The 13,139-nt window shown below is 64.1% G+C and carries 15 protein-coding genes and 1 pseudogene; 4 read left to right on the plus strand and 12 right to left on the minus strand.

Going from position 1 to position 13,139, the window contains the following annotated elements; translation table 11 throughout:
• Window position 1 precedes the first annotated feature (1 nt).
• Window positions 2–385 (plus strand): c-type cytochrome, encoded by a 384-nt coding sequence (locus ACK4FJ_RS15990; RefSeq protein ID WP_409767722.1) that lies wholly within the window; start codon window positions 2–4, stop codon window positions 383–385.
• Window positions 386–391: 6 nt separating this feature from the next.
• Here the strand turns inward: ACK4FJ_RS15990 and ACK4FJ_RS15995 are convergent, their stop codons facing one another.
• Both ACK4FJ_RS15995 and ACK4FJ_RS16000 read right to left on the minus strand, forming a co-directional pair.
• A complete protein-coding gene (locus ACK4FJ_RS15995) occupies window positions 392–772 on the minus strand; it encodes a nuclear transport factor 2 family protein (RefSeq protein WP_409767723.1) in 381 nt (126 codons plus the stop codon).
• 109 nt (window positions 773–881) lie between these two features.
• A complete protein-coding gene (locus ACK4FJ_RS16000; protein WP_409767724.1) occupies window positions 882–1,184 on the minus strand; it encodes a plasmid stabilization protein in 303 nt (100 codons plus the stop codon).
• Window positions 1,185–1,361: 177 nt separating this feature from the next.
• Between ACK4FJ_RS16000 and ACK4FJ_RS16005 the strand changes: the two genes are divergently transcribed.
• Window positions 1,362–1,808: a CBS domain-containing protein gene (locus ACK4FJ_RS16005; RefSeq protein WP_409767725.1), complete on the plus strand. Its 447-nt coding sequence runs from the start codon at window positions 1,362–1,364 to the stop codon at window positions 1,806–1,808.
• Window positions 1,809–1,867: 59 nt separating this feature from the next.
• Here the strand turns inward: ACK4FJ_RS16005 and ACK4FJ_RS16010 are convergent, their stop codons facing one another.
• From ACK4FJ_RS16010 to gatC, 7 genes are all read right to left on the minus strand, one after another.
• Entirely contained in the window at window positions 1,868–2,848 is a 981-nt protein-coding gene (locus ACK4FJ_RS16010; RefSeq protein ID WP_409767726.1) for an NADPH:quinone reductase, read from the minus strand.
• Window positions 2,849–2,930: 82 nt separating this feature from the next.
• Window positions 2,931–4,382 carry a hypothetical protein gene (locus tag ACK4FJ_RS16015; RefSeq protein ID WP_409767727.1) on the minus strand — a complete coding sequence of 484 codons (1,452 nt, stop codon included), beginning with the start codon at window positions 4,380–4,382 and terminating at the stop codon, window positions 2,931–2,933.
• Between the two features lie 157 nt (window positions 4,383–4,539).
• Entirely contained in the window at window positions 4,540–6,006 is a 1,467-nt protein-coding gene (locus tag ACK4FJ_RS16020) for a hypothetical protein (RefSeq protein WP_409767728.1), read from the minus strand.
• A gap of 142 nt (window positions 6,007–6,148) precedes the next feature.
• Window positions 6,149–6,754: a DUF6655 family protein gene (locus ACK4FJ_RS16025; protein WP_409767729.1), complete on the minus strand. Its 606-nt coding sequence runs from the start codon at window positions 6,752–6,754 to the stop codon at window positions 6,149–6,151.
• 102 nt (window positions 6,755–6,856) lie between these two features.
• Window positions 6,857–8,317, minus strand: a complete 1,461-nt coding sequence (gatB, locus tag ACK4FJ_RS16030; protein ID WP_409767730.1) for an Asp-tRNA(Asn)/Glu-tRNA(Gln) amidotransferase subunit GatB — start codon at window positions 8,315–8,317, stop codon at window positions 6,857–6,859.
• Window positions 8,318–8,319: 2 nt separating this feature from the next.
• Window positions 8,320–9,798, minus strand: coding sequence for an Asp-tRNA(Asn)/Glu-tRNA(Gln) amidotransferase subunit GatA (gene gatA, locus ACK4FJ_RS16035; RefSeq protein WP_409767731.1), 1,479 nt, complete (start codon window positions 9,796–9,798; stop codon window positions 8,320–8,322).
• On the minus strand, window positions 9,798–10,085 hold the full coding sequence (gatC, locus tag ACK4FJ_RS16040; RefSeq protein ID WP_409767732.1) for an Asp-tRNA(Asn)/Glu-tRNA(Gln) amidotransferase subunit GatC: 288 nt from the start codon (window positions 10,083–10,085) through the stop codon (window positions 9,798–9,800). The genes gatA and gatC overlap by 1 nt, the downstream gene beginning before the upstream one ends.
• Window positions 10,086–10,151: 66 nt before the next feature.
• On the opposite strand from gatC, the pseudogene ruvX reads away from it, so the two are divergent.
• Both ruvX and ACK4FJ_RS16050 read left to right on the plus strand, forming a co-directional pair.
• Window positions 10,152–10,677, plus strand: a pseudogene (ruvX, locus tag ACK4FJ_RS16045) (Holliday junction resolvase RuvX).
• A gap of 82 nt (window positions 10,678–10,759) precedes the next feature.
• Window positions 10,760–11,995 (plus strand): MFS transporter, encoded by a 1,236-nt coding sequence (locus ACK4FJ_RS16050; protein WP_409767733.1) that lies wholly within the window; start codon window positions 10,760–10,762, stop codon window positions 11,993–11,995.
• Between the two features lie 90 nt (window positions 11,996–12,085).
• On the opposite strand, the gene ACK4FJ_RS16055 is transcribed toward ACK4FJ_RS16050, so the two are convergent.
• From ACK4FJ_RS16055 to ACK4FJ_RS16065, 3 genes are all read right to left on the minus strand, one after another.
• Complete coding sequence (locus tag ACK4FJ_RS16055; RefSeq protein WP_409767734.1) at window positions 12,086–12,220, minus strand: hypothetical protein; 135 nt, start codon at window positions 12,218–12,220, stop codon at window positions 12,086–12,088.
• A 17-nt stretch (window positions 12,221–12,237) separates the two neighbouring features.
• Window positions 12,238–12,621: a nuclear transport factor 2 family protein gene (locus tag ACK4FJ_RS16060; protein ID WP_409767735.1), complete on the minus strand. Its 384-nt coding sequence runs from the start codon at window positions 12,619–12,621 to the stop codon at window positions 12,238–12,240.
• Between the two features lie 81 nt (window positions 12,622–12,702).
• A complete protein-coding gene (locus ACK4FJ_RS16065; protein ID WP_409767736.1) occupies window positions 12,703–13,137 on the minus strand; it encodes a cytidine deaminase in 435 nt (144 codons plus the stop codon).
• Window positions 13,138–13,139 lie beyond the last annotated feature (2 nt).

Raw genomic sequence — 13,139 nt, forward strand, 5'->3', positions numbered from 1 at the left:
AATGTGGCGTTTTGCATTTGTTGTCCTGACCGGCATCACGATGGCGGCGACGGCCGTTGCGCAGGACGGGATGGTGGCGGTGCAGAAACCGGCTCAACTCAGCCCGCTGGCCGAACAGGGCCGCGTCGCGTTTGGGAAGACCTGCGCGCAATGCCATGGCGACTGGGGCCAGGGAAATGCGAGGCAGGGCCCGCCGCTGATCCACAAAATATATGAATCCTCGCATCACGCCGACATGGCCTTCCTGATCGCCATGGCCCAGGGCACGCGCCAGCATCACTGGCGGTTCGGCAATATGCCGCCGCAGCCCACTGTGGGCCGCGAGGAAGCGCTGGCCATCATTGCCTTCGTGCGCGAGGTGCAGAAGGCCAACGGGATCGACTGACCTGCTTCAGGCCGCGTCCTGCAGATCGTAGTGAAAGACCTTGGAGATGATCTGCCAGCGGCCATCCAGGCGGACCAGGGTGAGCAGGTCGGTGAAGAATTTCGGGCCGATGGCGCATTCGACCCGCGCAATGGCAGTGACCGGACCGGCGAAATCGACGGAGACGATGCGGTCGCGCCGCGGCTCGTTGCGGCTGGCCGGCGACGGCCGCTTGTCAACCACCGGGAAATACTCGTCCATGGTCAGATGCAGCAGCGAACCATCGGTGGCGCAGGCATAGATCGCCTTCGGATGGAACACGGCGCGCAGCCGCTGCGTCTCGCTGTGGTACAGGCCATCGAAATAAGTCGCCAGCACGGTGGCGATATCGGCCTCGGCGGTCGTCATGCTTCCCCCTCCTTCATATCGGCCCGGCATCAGATAAATGGCCGGGCTGGAGGGTAAAGTAGGCACTGCAGCGTAACCGGGCCAGAGCCCGGCGATCCCGCCAGCGATGTCAGTGCCCCCGCCGCTTGCGGGTCGCGGCCGCTTTCTTGGCCGAGGCGACGCGGGCGGATTTCGGTCGCGTCGCTGCCGCCTTGCCTCCCTTGCGGCCGCCTTTTTTCGCCGGCGCCTTGTTGGTCGGCTTGCCCTCGCCCGAGCCGCCCTTGCGGCCGCCGCCGGTCATCTTGTTCACCGTGGCCCAGGCGCGGCGCTCGGCCTCATCCTCACTGACGCCGCGTTTTTCATAACCCTTCTCGATCTTCTCGGCCTGGCGTTTCTGTTTCTCGGTATATTTCGATTTGTCGCCGCGCGGCATGATTCCTCTCCTGTGAATATATGCCTCTGCATCGCAACCGCCTTGCTGCCAAATGGTTCCGCGCCGCCATGGGCTGTGACTTTTATGGGAGAAGGTCCCCTGGCGATGGCGACCCGGTTTCATGCCCGCTGGCCTGCTCCTACATCAGCCTGACTCAAGCAGAAAAAGGAGGATGCAATGAGAGTCAGCGAAGTCATGAGCCGGGATGTGCATATCGCCTCGCCCATGCAGACGATTTCAGAAGCCGCGCAGGCCATGGCCGCCCATGACATCGGCAGCCTGCCGGTGGGCGAGAATGACCAGCTGGTCGGCATGATCACGGACCGCGACATCGCGATCCGCGGCGTGGGTAAAGGCTGTGCACCCGATACGCCGATCCGCGAGGTGATGACCCGGGATATCAAATACTGCTTCGAGGATGAGGATCTTGGCCATGTGACGAAGAACATGGGCAATATCCAGGTCCGTCGCCTGCCGGTGGTGAACCGCGAGAAGCGGCTGGTGGGTATCGTGTCGCTGGGCGACATCGCCCAGGACGGTCATCCCCGCCATACGGTGGACATGGTGCGCAAGGTCTCCGAGCCCGGCGACCAGCACAACCAGAGCATGGCCGGCATGCGCTGAGACCTTGTCCTGATCTGAAGGGCTGACCGAAGCGCCGACTAAACGGCCGGACGCGGGGATCAGGCGATATCGAGCACCACGTTGCCCATGAAGCGGCCCTGTTCCACCGCTTCATGGGCGGCGGCTATGTCATGCAGGGGATAATGCGCCGCGATGGTGTGGCGCAAGGCCTTTTCCGCCAGCAGGCGGTTGAGGTCGGCGATGGCGCGCTCGCGTTCGGCGGCCGTCAGTTCATACACAACGAAAAACCGCAGGGTAATGCTGCGGAACAGCAGGTCGCGGAACGGCACCGGTACTGCGTCCATGCTGTTCGAGCCGTAACTAACCAGTTCGCCATGTGGCCGCAGGATGCCCTGCGCCAGCATCGCGGCGGTGGTGGAAAAATCCATGTCGACCACCGCATCAGCGCCGACGCCGTCGGTCAGGTCCTTCACGCGCTGGGCCACGTCCTCGTGTTTGTAGTCGATCACCTCGGCCACGCCTGCCGTCTTGGCATGAGCCGCCTTCTCGGCCGAGCCCACGGTGCCGATCACCCGCGCGCCGCGCCGGGCCGCCACCTGGGCCACGTAATGACCCACCGAAGTCGCTGCGCCGATCACCACAACATTGCGGCCCTTCACGTCGCCGAGCAGGTTCACAGCATGAATGGCGGTGAGTGCCGGAATACCGAAACAGGCCCCGGCGGCGAAATCTACGTCATCGGGCAGGGCCACCGCCTGCCGGGCCGGCAGCACGATATGTTCCGCCGCCGTACCGAGTGGCCGCTGCCACTGGCCATTCCATGTCCAGACCCGCTCATTCATGCGCGAAGCCGCGACATCGGGGCCGACGGCATCGATCATCCCAGCGCCATCGCTGTGCGGGACGATCTTTTCGGCGATCAGCGGCCGGCCGCGCCGGCTTTTCACATCGGACGGATTCACACCGGAGGCATGCAGCCGCACCCGCACTTCGCCAAGCCCGGGTTGCGGCGTCGGTAGTTCGCCGACCTCCAGCACCTCGCGCGCCGCACCGTTCCTGCCATACCACGCTGCTTGCAATGCTGCCTCCCCACCTGTTCCGACCCAGCCTGTTCTTACTTGGGCAGACTAGGCGAGACAGAACGACCAGACAACAGCAGGTTCAGACGGCGAAATAGGACTTGATGCGCTGCACGATGGCGGGATCGCTGCAGGCATAGCGCGCCGCAACCACGTCATCGGTCACGCGCAGCACTTCCGCTTCGGCGCTGAAATCGATGCTGAGCGCGGCATTGCGGATCTCCACCGCAATAGTCAGCCTATCGCCCACCGCCATGCCGGGCGGGCACGGCCCAAACAGCAGGCCAACCGGACTCCAGTTGCGCAGCGGAATGCGCAGGCCCTGCACGATCACCGCATCGTTGGCACCACCCTGCCCGCGCTGGATATTGCGCTGGCCATTCGGTTTGGCCACGGTGGCAAGCTGGGTGCGGAACTGGTCCAGAAGCCGGGTCTTGCGCGGATCGGGGATGTCGGCCCTGACCAATCCTTCCGAGATCGCCGCCGCAAGCGTGGCGAATTCCTCGCGCGTGGCCTGCGGCCCCAGGAACTGCGTTCTGAAATCGCGATGATCCATATAATGCGAGAGGATGCCCTGCAACTCGAAGCGGGCATTGCCCTCCTCGACCTCGCGATAGAGCCGCAGCAGGAACAGCAGCTTGCGTGCGATATCCGGCTCCCGGCCGAGGATCGGATTGAGCAGCTCCGGCGCAGCGAAACGAGCAAAACGGCGCGCCATGTTGGCGGGGATGGCCGGCTCGCCCTGCAGCAACGGCAAAGCCGCCACGCGCTGGCGCAGGGCCAACAGGCCTTCCCATTCGAGATAGGCGTCCTCGCCGAATAGCGGCAGGCCTCCATCCAGCGCCTCGGCCAGCCGTTCGCCGATGGCCGTCAGGCTGTGAGGCAATGACTGCGCCTGCAGCATCTGCCGCAGGCGCAGCAGCACCGGTGGCATGTCCGACAACGGGGCCTCTCCTGCCAGGGCCAGGCAGACATCGATCATGCGCCGCCGGCCTGCCTCGCCGAACAGCACCGCCGCCGGCTTGAGGCGCAGGATCTCGGACAGCGTCTGGTCGGCCAGCGCATGGCTCTCGCCACCGAGACCGGCCTCCAGCAGATCGAGGCAAAGCGTCGCCTTCGCCTCCCAGCTATCGCAGGCCGCCACCAGACGCGCGACAGTCACGCCATCACGCACCCACTCGTCCAGTGTCGCGCCACGCAGCAGTCCCTGCTGCTGTGCTCCGGCGATGTCATCAAAGGGCGACAGTTTCGCGGCCTGTGCTTCCACCCGCCGCATGGCTGCTTCGGCCAGCGCGGTGAGTTCCTTCATCCGTTCGGAGACCGGGCGTTTGGTATGCTGGCCCTGCAGCAGTGCAACACGCTGCAGGATTTCCTGGAAACGCGCGCCATCGTCCAGCAGGGCCTTGTGCTGTGCCGGCTCGAAGACCAGTTCGGTGGCCGTGATCCCGCGCCGCTCCAGGTAGCCCCGGGCAACCTGGAAGATCAATTCGCGCGCCGGATCGGCAAAGGTCTCAGCTTCGGTTTCGCAGAACATGACCCGCTCTTTTGGCGGAATTCAGGGAAAGGCCGGCTGACATAACTGCATACCCGCCCTAGTGCAACCGCGCAGACGGAAGTAGAAACAATATACTACTATCAGATGTTTTGCCGGCTATAAAAAACTAGCGGGCGCCCACCCGCGCACGGAAGCCCTATTTGCCGAAATACTGCTGGATGCGCTCGGAGACTTCAAATTCCTTACAGTAATACCGTGCGGCCACCACGCCATCCACCACCCTCACCACGTCCGCCGAGGCCTCGAAACTGATATCGATGGCGTGATTGCGGACCTCGACGTTAATATCGACGGAATCGCCGATCTTGATCTCTTCATCCACCGGACCGAACAGAACGCCCAGGGCGCTCCAGTTGCGCAGCGTAGCCCGGCGACCGTTGATCAGTACTGCATCGTTCGGCCCGCCCATCACGCGCGGGTCGCGCCGGCGCTCGGCCAGCTTCTTGATATGCATGTACTGCTTGAGGATGCTGTTACGGAAACGGTCGCGGCGGTGATCCGGCAAAGCCGGATTCTGCAGCGCCTCGTCCAGGGTCTGCGCCATTTCCACCATGGCATCAAGCGAGGTTCCAGGCTCGGTGAACTGGGTCTGGAAATCGCGATGCTCGAGATAGAAGGTCAGAGCGGCGAGAAGATCGCGCCGCGCCGTGCCATCCAGAACCTCGGGATAAAGGCGGGCGAGATACAGTGCCTTGTTGCAAAAAGCCGGAATGTCGCTGAGGGCCTGACGCAGCGGTTCCGCCTGCGCCAGCCGGAGAAACCTGTTCCCCAGTGCCTGCTGCAGAATCGGATCGGCCGAAAGGGTCTCGTTGGTCTGCAGCCGCTGTTTCAGATGCTGAAGATAGCTCCATTCCGAAAAGCCGGGCGCATCGGAAAGCGGTCCGATCTGGTTCAGCGCCTGCGCGATGCGGTCGGATATCGCCTCGGTCAGGATCGGCGTATCGCCAGCAACCAGCAATGCCTTCAGGCGCGCCTGCACCGGCAGGTCGGCCAGCGCTTCCATATCCGCCATGGCCAGGCAGCCATCGATCACGCTGCAGGGCTTTTCGTCGAAGCCGAAAACCGCACCGGCAGGTTCCAGCAGCAGAAGTTCGGCCAGCGTCTGTTCCAGCAGGGCCCTGGTGCCGGCTTCGGCGCCGCTTTCCAGCAGGTCGAGGCAGAGCATGGCACGGGCTGTCCAATCGGCTGCCTCGGATAGCTGCGCGGCAATGATGATGGCGACGCGGATTTCGCCATGCAGCGGAGTTTCCGCCGCCAACTGGCTGAGCGCGGCACCGGTCAGGATAAAATCGGATGGTGTCTTCCGTGTCAGGCTGTCAACCAGGCGCATGGCCTGGTTCACCATGCCCGTAAGCTCGCGGCGACGATCCAGTACCGGCTGGCGGGTCTGCTGGACCTGCAGAGCCGCGACGCGCTGGATCATGTCGGCCAGGCGATTGCCGTCATCCGCGAGGCTGCGCAGCCTGGTTCGAGAGAAACAGAGCTCGGTCGCGGTGATGCTCTCCTGCTCGAGATACGGCCGGGCGAGTTGGAAAATAAAATCCCGCGCACCGCTTGAGAAGAGGTCCGCTTCGGAAAGGCAGTAGCTGTCCTGGTCACGCATGGGGATGCCCTGATTGCATGCCCTGCCTTCGCACAGCCGGAGAAGATCGGCACCTTTAAAGTCAATAACACCGGCGCCGCAGATGGGCTTTGTGCGTTACGTCCCTGTAACATCGGCCCTCATGCCAGGCCGCGCCGGAAGATCACCGGCCTACCCATTCCTCCCGCGCCGGCTTGGGCACCAGGTCATTCGTGTCCCACGAGAAGAAGATCAGCGCCGCCCATTCCTTCTTGTGCGCGAACCCATAGACCGGATCGAGCGACTGGATCAGCAGGCCGGTCTTCGCATCATAGGCCGTGGCCGCTACCTTGATCACGCCCTGCTGGGTGTCGCGCTTGAACAACGCGATCTCGGGCATCTGCACCTGCCCGGCCAGCGGAATCGGCACGCCGAAATCGGGAATGCCGAACAGGGTCTTGTCGCGGTCCACCGAGATGGCGCCGATGCGCGGCTCGATCACGATATCGGCCTTGCCCTTGTCGTCCACCAGATCGCTACCCTTGCGCAGGATGCGGTCGCGGATGGTGCCCAGCAGGTATTTGCTGTCGGTGCCTTCGGCATACGCCGGATCGACGAACACCTTGCTGCCTTGCGGCAGGCTGAAGGCCAGCTTGTCGGCCGCGCGCTCGGCGGCGGTGGAGAACAGCATCTGCTCGGTGGCCGTGCGGCCCGGTTCGGTGGTGCGCTGCGTGGAGCAGGCGACGAGCAACAGGCAGAGCGCGGCAGGCAGGAACGGGCTGCGGAACATCAGGCATCCTTGATCTGGGATGCCTTCTGCATGCCGCATAAAAACGGCAGAAAAAAGGCCGGAACTTTGGTCCCGGCCTTTTGTCACTGCATGATGCGTAGATCAGCCCGCCAGCTTTTTCTTCAGCAGCTCGTTCACCGCCGCCGGATTGGCCTTGCCGCCCGAGGCCTTCATGGTCTGGCCGACGAAAAAGCCGAACAGCTTGTCCTTGCCGGAGCGGTACTCGGCCACCTTGTCGGCGTTGGCCGCCATCACCTCGTCGATCACCTTCTCGATCGCACCGGTATCGGTGACCTGCTTCATGCCCTTTTCTTCCACGATGGTGGCGGCATCCTTGCCGGTTTCAACCATCAGGGCGAAGACATCCTTGGCCAGACGGTTCGAGATCGTGTTGTCGCTGATCAGATCGATCAGGCCGCCCAGCTTCTCGGCCGTGATGCCGAAATCCTCCATCGACTGGCCGGACTTGTTCAGCACGCCGAAATACTCGGTGATCACCCAGTTGGCGCAGAGCTTCCCGTCGCGACCCTTGGCGACCTTCTCGTAGAAATCGGCCGACTCCTTTTCGGCCACCAGAACGGCGGCGTCATAGGGGCTGAGGCCCAGCTTCTCGATGAAGCGCGCCTTCTTCTCGTCGGGCAGTTCCGGCAGGCCGCGGGCGATCTCGTTCACCCACTCGCCGTCGAGTTCCAGCGGCAGCAGGTCGGGATCGGGGAAGTAACGGTAGTCATGCGCTTCTTCCTTCGAGCGCATGCTGCGTGTCACGCCCTTGGACGTATCGAACAGGCGGGTCTCCTGATCAATCTGGCCGCCGTCTTCCAGGATCTCGATCTGGCGGCGGGCTTCGTATTCGATGGCCTGCTGCACGAAACGCACGGAATTGACGTTCTTGATCTCGCAGCGCGTGCCCAGGCCCTCGCCCGGCCGGCGCACCGAGACGTTGACGTCGGCGCGCATGGAGCCCTCGTCCATGTTGCCGTCGCAGGTGCCGAGATAACGCAGGATGGTGCGCAGCTTCTTCAGATACAGCCCCGCCTCTTCCGAATTCCGCATGTCGGGTTCGGAGACGATCTCCATCAGCGCCACGCCGGAGCGGTTGAGGTCGATGAAGCTTTCGCGCGGGCTCTGGTCGTGCAGGCTCTTGCCCGCATCCTGCTCAAGATGCAGCCGCGTGATGCCGATCTCGCGCGTGCTGCCATCGGGCATATCGAGCAGCAGTTTGCCCTCGCCCACGATGGGCTGCTTGTACTGGCTGATCTGGTAGCCCTGCGGCAGGTCGGCGTAGAAGTAGTTCTTGCGATCGAACACTGAATGCAGGTTGATCTGCGCCTTCAGGCCAAGGCCGGTGCGCACAGCCTGCTCGATGCAATAGCGGTTGATCACCGGCAACATGCCGGGCATGGCGGCGTCCACCAGGCTGACCTGATGATTCGGCTCGGCGCCGAAAGTCGTGGCCGCGCCGGAGAACAGCTTGGACTTCGAAGAGACCTGGGCATGCACTTCCATGCCGATGACGATCTCCCACGGACCCGTGGCACCCTGGATGTAATCTTTCTCAGCCATCTTTATGCCCTCCACCAGGCGGTGGGTTTGGCGGTGAAATTCGCGGCCTTCTCGACCGTGCGGCCGACACGCAGCAGGGTCGCCTCGTCGAAGGGGCGGCCGATCAGCTGCAGGCCCCAGGGCAGACCGTCGGCGCTTAAGCCCGCGGGCAGCGACATGCCGGGCAGGCCAGCCAGGTTTACCGGCACCGTGAACACGTCGTTCAGGTACATGGTGATCGGGTCGTCGGTCTTGGCGCCCAGCGGGAAGGCCGTGTTCGGCGCGGTCGGCGTCAGGATGGCGTCGACGCGCTGGAAGGCCTGCTCGAAGTCCTTCTTGATCAGCGTGCGCACGCGCTGCGCCTTGGTGTAGTAGGCGTCGTAATAACCGGCTGACAGCACATAGGTGCCGATCATGATGCGGCGCTGTACCTCGCGGCCGAAACCGGCGCCGCGGGTATTCTCGTACATCTCGATCAGGTCCTTGCCCGGCACGCGCAGGCCGTAGCGCACGCCATCGTAGCGGGCCAGGTTCGACGAGGCTTCGGCAGGCGCCACGATGTAATAGGCGGACAGCGCGTAATGGGTGTGCGGCAGGTGGATATCGACGATCTCGGCGCCGGCATCCTTCAGCCACTGCTTACCCTGTTCCCACAGCGCCAGAATCTCCGGGTTCATGCCATCCATGCGGTATTCGCGCGGAATGCCGATGCGCAGGCCTTTCACGCCCGCTTCCAGATTGGCGGTGTAATCCGGCACCGGCGTATCGACCGAGGTGCTGTCCTTCGGGTCGAAGCCGGCCATGGCCTGCAGCATCAGCGCGGAATCACGCACGGTGCGGGTCATCGGGCCGGCCTGGTCAAGCGACGAAGCAAACGCCACGATACCCCAGCGCGAGACGCGGCCATAGGTGGGCTTGATGCCGGTGATACCGCAGAGCGAGGCCGGCTGGCGGATCGAACCGCCGGTATCGGTGCCGGTGGCGCCCAGTGCAAAGCCGGCGGCCACGGCGGCGGCCGAACCGCCCGACGAACCGCCGGGCACCAGCTTGGTGCCATCCTGCGCGCGCCAGGGATTGATGGCGGGGCCGTAGTAACTGGTCTCGTTCGACGAGCCCATGGCGAATTCGTCGAGGTTCAGCTTGCCCAGCATCACCGCACCGGCCTGCCACAGATTGGCGGTGGCGGTGGACTCGTAAGCTGGCTTGAAACCGTCGAGGATATGGCTGGCCGCCGTGGTGAGCACGCCTTCGGTGCAGAACAGATCCTTGATGGCGAGCGGAATGCCTTCCAGCAGGCCGGCCTCGCCTTTCGCACGGCGGGCATCGGAGGCCTTCGCCATCTCCAGCGCCTTTTCGGGCGTCTCGGTGATCATGGCGTTCAGCGGCTTGGCCGCCTGCATGGCCGCGATGCTGGCCTGGGTCAGTTCAACCGAGGTGAAATCCTTCTTCGCCAGGCCCTCGAGGGCACTGGCAATGGTGAGCGTGCTCGGATCGATGGGCATTATTCCACCACCTTCGGCACGGTATAGAAATCGCCCTGGCGCTGCGGCGCATTCTTCAGCACGGCGTCCGGCTTGCCGCCGTCGTTCACTTCGTCCTCGCGCTGGCGCAGCTTCATCGGCATCACCGAGGTCATCGGCGCGATGTTTTCCGTATTCACCGCCTGCAGTTCCTCGACGAAGGTGAGGATGCTGTTCAGTTCCGAAGTCATGGCGTCCAGCCGCTCCGGCTCCATCTTCAGCCGGGCCAGCTTGGCGATTTTCGCCACCGCCGTTCTATCCAGTGACATGCGCTGTCCGTTCCGTGGTAAAAACTGGGGAGAATCCCTTTGAAATTGCGGCGGAAAGTATCACTCGTGACCGGCCCCGGCAACCCCGCTCCCCAGCCCGTTAAGTCCTTGTTCCGACCGGCAGAAGGCCCGATCCGGCTGGATCTCGGGCAGCGTTATCTCGGCTTCGATCTGGGCAGCAAAACCATCGGACTCGCGCTCTCTGATGCCGGCCACAGGATCGCCAGCCCCTACCAGACCCTGCCGCGCAAGAAATTCACCCAGGACGCAGCCGAACTGCAGAAGATCGTGGCCAAGGAAGCCGTCGGCGCCCTGGTGCTGGGTCTGCCGGTGAATATGGACGGCACGGAAGGCCCGCGCTGCCAGGCGACGCGGGCCTTTGCCCGCAACCTGTCGCAGCTGATCCCCCTGCCCGTCGCCCTGTGGGATGAGCGCCTGAGCACGGTGGCCGTACAGCGCATGATGACCGAGGAAGCCGACCTGAGCCGCGCCCGCCGCGCCGAACTGGTCGACAAGCTGGCCGCCGGCTACATCCTGCAATCCTACCTGGACTGGCTGGCGCAGCAGCCGGCCTGAGCCGACTTTCCTGTAGCCGCATGCGGATTATCTGGTAGGCTTCGCTCCAACCGGCGGAACAGCCGGAGAAACGCCGTCACGTCCGTCCCGCAGGCCCCATGACCGATTTCGCCCTTCCCGCCGGCCATCAACCCACGGCCAACAAAGACATCAAGGTGATGGCGCTGGTGGGCGCGGCCCATGGCTGCAGCCATTTCTTCCAGCTCGCGCTGCCCTCGCTGTTCCCCTTCCTGAAAGAAGCCTTCCAGGTCAGCTATACCGAGCTGGGCATCGTCACCACCATGTTCTACGTGGTCTCGGGCCTGCTGCAGACGCCGGCGGGATTCCTGGTCGACCGCATCGGCGCGCGCAAGGTGCTGATCGGCGGGCTGGGCATCTTCTGTATCGGCATCCTGATGCTGTCGCTGGTGCAGAGCTACTGGCTGCTCTTCCCCGTGATGCTGATCGCCGGCCTGGGCAACTGCGTGTTCCATCCCGCCGATTATTCGATCCTGAGCGCCAGCATCGACCAGAAACGGCTCGGCATGGCCTATGGCACCCATACTTTCGCCGGCAACCTGGGCTGGGCGCTGGCGCCCGCACTGATGGGCGGCGTGGCCACCTTCGCCGGCTGGCATGTGGCGCCGGCAGTGGCCGCCGTGATCGGCCTGGGCATCCTGGCCGCGCTGGTGCTGAACCGCGAACTGCTCAAAGACGATGCCGGCCTGGCCCGGCGCGAAAACAAGACGGAAGCGGCCGACAAGGCGATTCCGCTCGGCCCGCTGCTGACCCTGCCGGTGCTGATGTGCTTCGTCTATTTCATGTTCAATTCCACCGTCACCGTCGGCCTGCAGAATTTCATGCCGGCGACGCTGCTGGCGCTCTACGGCACGCCGCTGGCCATCGGCACCACGGCGCTGACCGGCTTCCTGCTCGCCTCCGCCGGCGGCATCCTGGTCGGCGGCTGGGCGGCCGACCGCGGCCTGAAGGTGGAGATGAGCCTGGTCGGCGGCATGCTGGGCGGCGCCGTGCTGATGCTGCTGGTCGCGCTGGTGCCGATGCCGACCGTGCCGATGGTCGCCACCATCGCGGCCGCCGGCTTCCTGATCGGCTTCACCGTGCCGTCGCGCGACCTGATCGTGCGCGGCGCTACGCCTAAGGGCGCCTCGGGCCGTGTTTTCGGCTTCGTCTATTCCGGCCTCGATGCCGGTTCGGCGCTGGCGCCGCTGGTGATGGGGCAACTGCTCGACCATGGCCATGCCGATGGCGTGCTGTTCTTCGTCAGCATCATCCTCGCCTGCGGCATGTTCACCGCGATCACGGTGCGCCGCCGCTCGCAGGTGTGGCCCGCCTAGCGTTTCAGCCAGCCGAGCAGTTCGGCATCGAACAGCGCCGATTCCTCAGCCAGAGGCGATCACGCGCCCGTCGCAGATCAGACATGACACTCAGTTTGCATCATGGATCGTGCAGTTCTCGGACGCTGTCTTGCACCAGCCGCGCAGGCCACCTGCAAATGTCGTCGCAGGATCGTTGCAAGCCGACAGCATGAACAGGAACGAGAACAGAGTTAGCATGCGCATGGCATCACCCAAGTATTTTATCCTGGTAGCGTGTCGGCCGTGTAGGTCTTGTTGATCACCTGCCAGCGACCATCCAGGCGGATCAGGCTGAGGTAATCCGTGAAGAAGCGCGGCAGGATGGCGCAGTTCACCTTCACCATCGCGGTGTCCGGTCCGGTGATGTCGACCGACAGCACGCGGTCATGCTCGCGGGTCTGGCCCTTGGCCTTGGGCGACGGCCGGCTTTCGATCAGCTTGCACCAGTCTTCGCGCGGCACATTCACCAGCTTGCCGTCGATGGTGGCGAACAGGCTGGAGGCCGGATGGAAGGCCTGGCGGATCTTGGCCGTGTCGCCTTCATACAAGCCATCCAGGTAGGTCTGCACCGTGGCGAGGATGTCGTTGAGCTGCGGGTTGTTCATACGCGTCTCCCTGTCTGCGCAAAGGAAAGCAGCGCCGCACCGCGCGGTCAAGCGTGGCAATGCATCCCGACAATTGGAGCGTTACGGCAGCCGATGGTATTTCAGCGGCAGCAGATCGGAGGGGTGATAGGCTTTCAAGCCTTGCTCCGGATCGGCCAGCAGCACACGGGCCTCGGGCGCGAAGTCGCGCAGCATCTCGCGGCAGATGCCGCAGGGTGCCACGATCTGGATCGCCTGGTTCTGCTCGGTCGGGCGCGGATGGCGCACCGAGACGATGGCAGTGATGGGATCCTCCGCACCGGCACCGTCGGCCATGGCCTGCCCCACCGCAACCGCTTCGGCACAGACCGAGGCGCGGCCGACATAGGTATCCAGATGCAGGCCGGTGACGATTTTCCCTGAGCGCGTGCGCAGGGCCGCCGCGATGTGATGCCGGCCAACCGCATAACGCCTGTTGATCAGCGCCGATGCGGCGTCGATCAGGGCCTGGTCGTCGGGGCTAATCGCGGCAGCCATGA

The sequence above is a fragment of the Ferrovibrio sp. genome, from assembly GCF_046297595.1.
GTDB lineage: Bacteria > Pseudomonadota > Alphaproteobacteria > Ferrovibrionales > Ferrovibrionaceae > Ferrovibrio.

Bases quoted from the DNA above. Each gene is read 5' to 3' on its own strand.
- ACK4FJ_RS15990 (WP_409767722.1), top strand. From the start codon at position 2: ATGTGGCGTTTTGCATTTGTTGTCCTGACCGGCATCACGATGGCGGCG.
- ACK4FJ_RS15995 (WP_409767723.1), bottom strand. From the start codon at position 772: ATGACGACCGCCGAGGCCGATATCGCCACCGTGCTGGCGACTTATTTC.
- ACK4FJ_RS16000 (WP_409767724.1), bottom strand. From the start codon at position 1,184: ATGCCGCGCGGCGACAAATCGAAATATACCGAGAAACAGAAACGCCAG.
- ACK4FJ_RS16005 (WP_409767725.1), top strand. From the start codon at position 1,362: ATGAGAGTCAGCGAAGTCATGAGCCGGGATGTGCATATCGCCTCGCCC.
- ACK4FJ_RS16015 (WP_409767727.1), bottom strand. From the start codon at position 4,382: ATGTTCTGCGAAACCGAAGCTGAGACCTTTGCCGATCCGGCGCGCGAA.
- ACK4FJ_RS16020 (WP_409767728.1), bottom strand. From the start codon at position 6,006: ATGCGTGACCAGGACAGCTACTGCCTTTCCGAAGCGGACCTCTTCTCA.
- ACK4FJ_RS16025 (WP_409767729.1), bottom strand. From the start codon at position 6,754: ATGTTCCGCAGCCCGTTCCTGCCTGCCGCGCTCTGCCTGTTGCTCGTC.
- gatB (WP_409767730.1), bottom strand. From the start codon at position 8,317: ATGGCTGAGAAAGATTACATCCAGGGTGCCACGGGTCCGTGGGAGATC.
- gatA (WP_409767731.1), bottom strand. From the start codon at position 9,798: ATGCCCATCGATCCGAGCACGCTCACCATTGCCAGTGCCCTCGAGGGC.
- gatC (WP_409767732.1), bottom strand. From the start codon at position 10,085: ATGTCACTGGATAGAACGGCGGTGGCGAAAATCGCCAAGCTGGCCCGG.
- ACK4FJ_RS16050 (WP_409767733.1), top strand. From the start codon at position 10,760: ATGACCGATTTCGCCCTTCCCGCCGGCCATCAACCCACGGCCAACAAA.
- ACK4FJ_RS16055 (WP_409767734.1), bottom strand. From the start codon at position 12,220: ATGCGCATGCTAACTCTGTTCTCGTTCCTGTTCATGCTGTCGGCTTGC.
- ACK4FJ_RS16060 (WP_409767735.1), bottom strand. From the start codon at position 12,621: ATGAACAACCCGCAGCTCAACGACATCCTCGCCACGGTGCAGACCTAC.
- ACK4FJ_RS16065 (WP_409767736.1), bottom strand. From the start codon at position 13,137: ATGGCTGCCGCGATTAGCCCCGACGACCAGGCCCTGATCGACGCCGCA.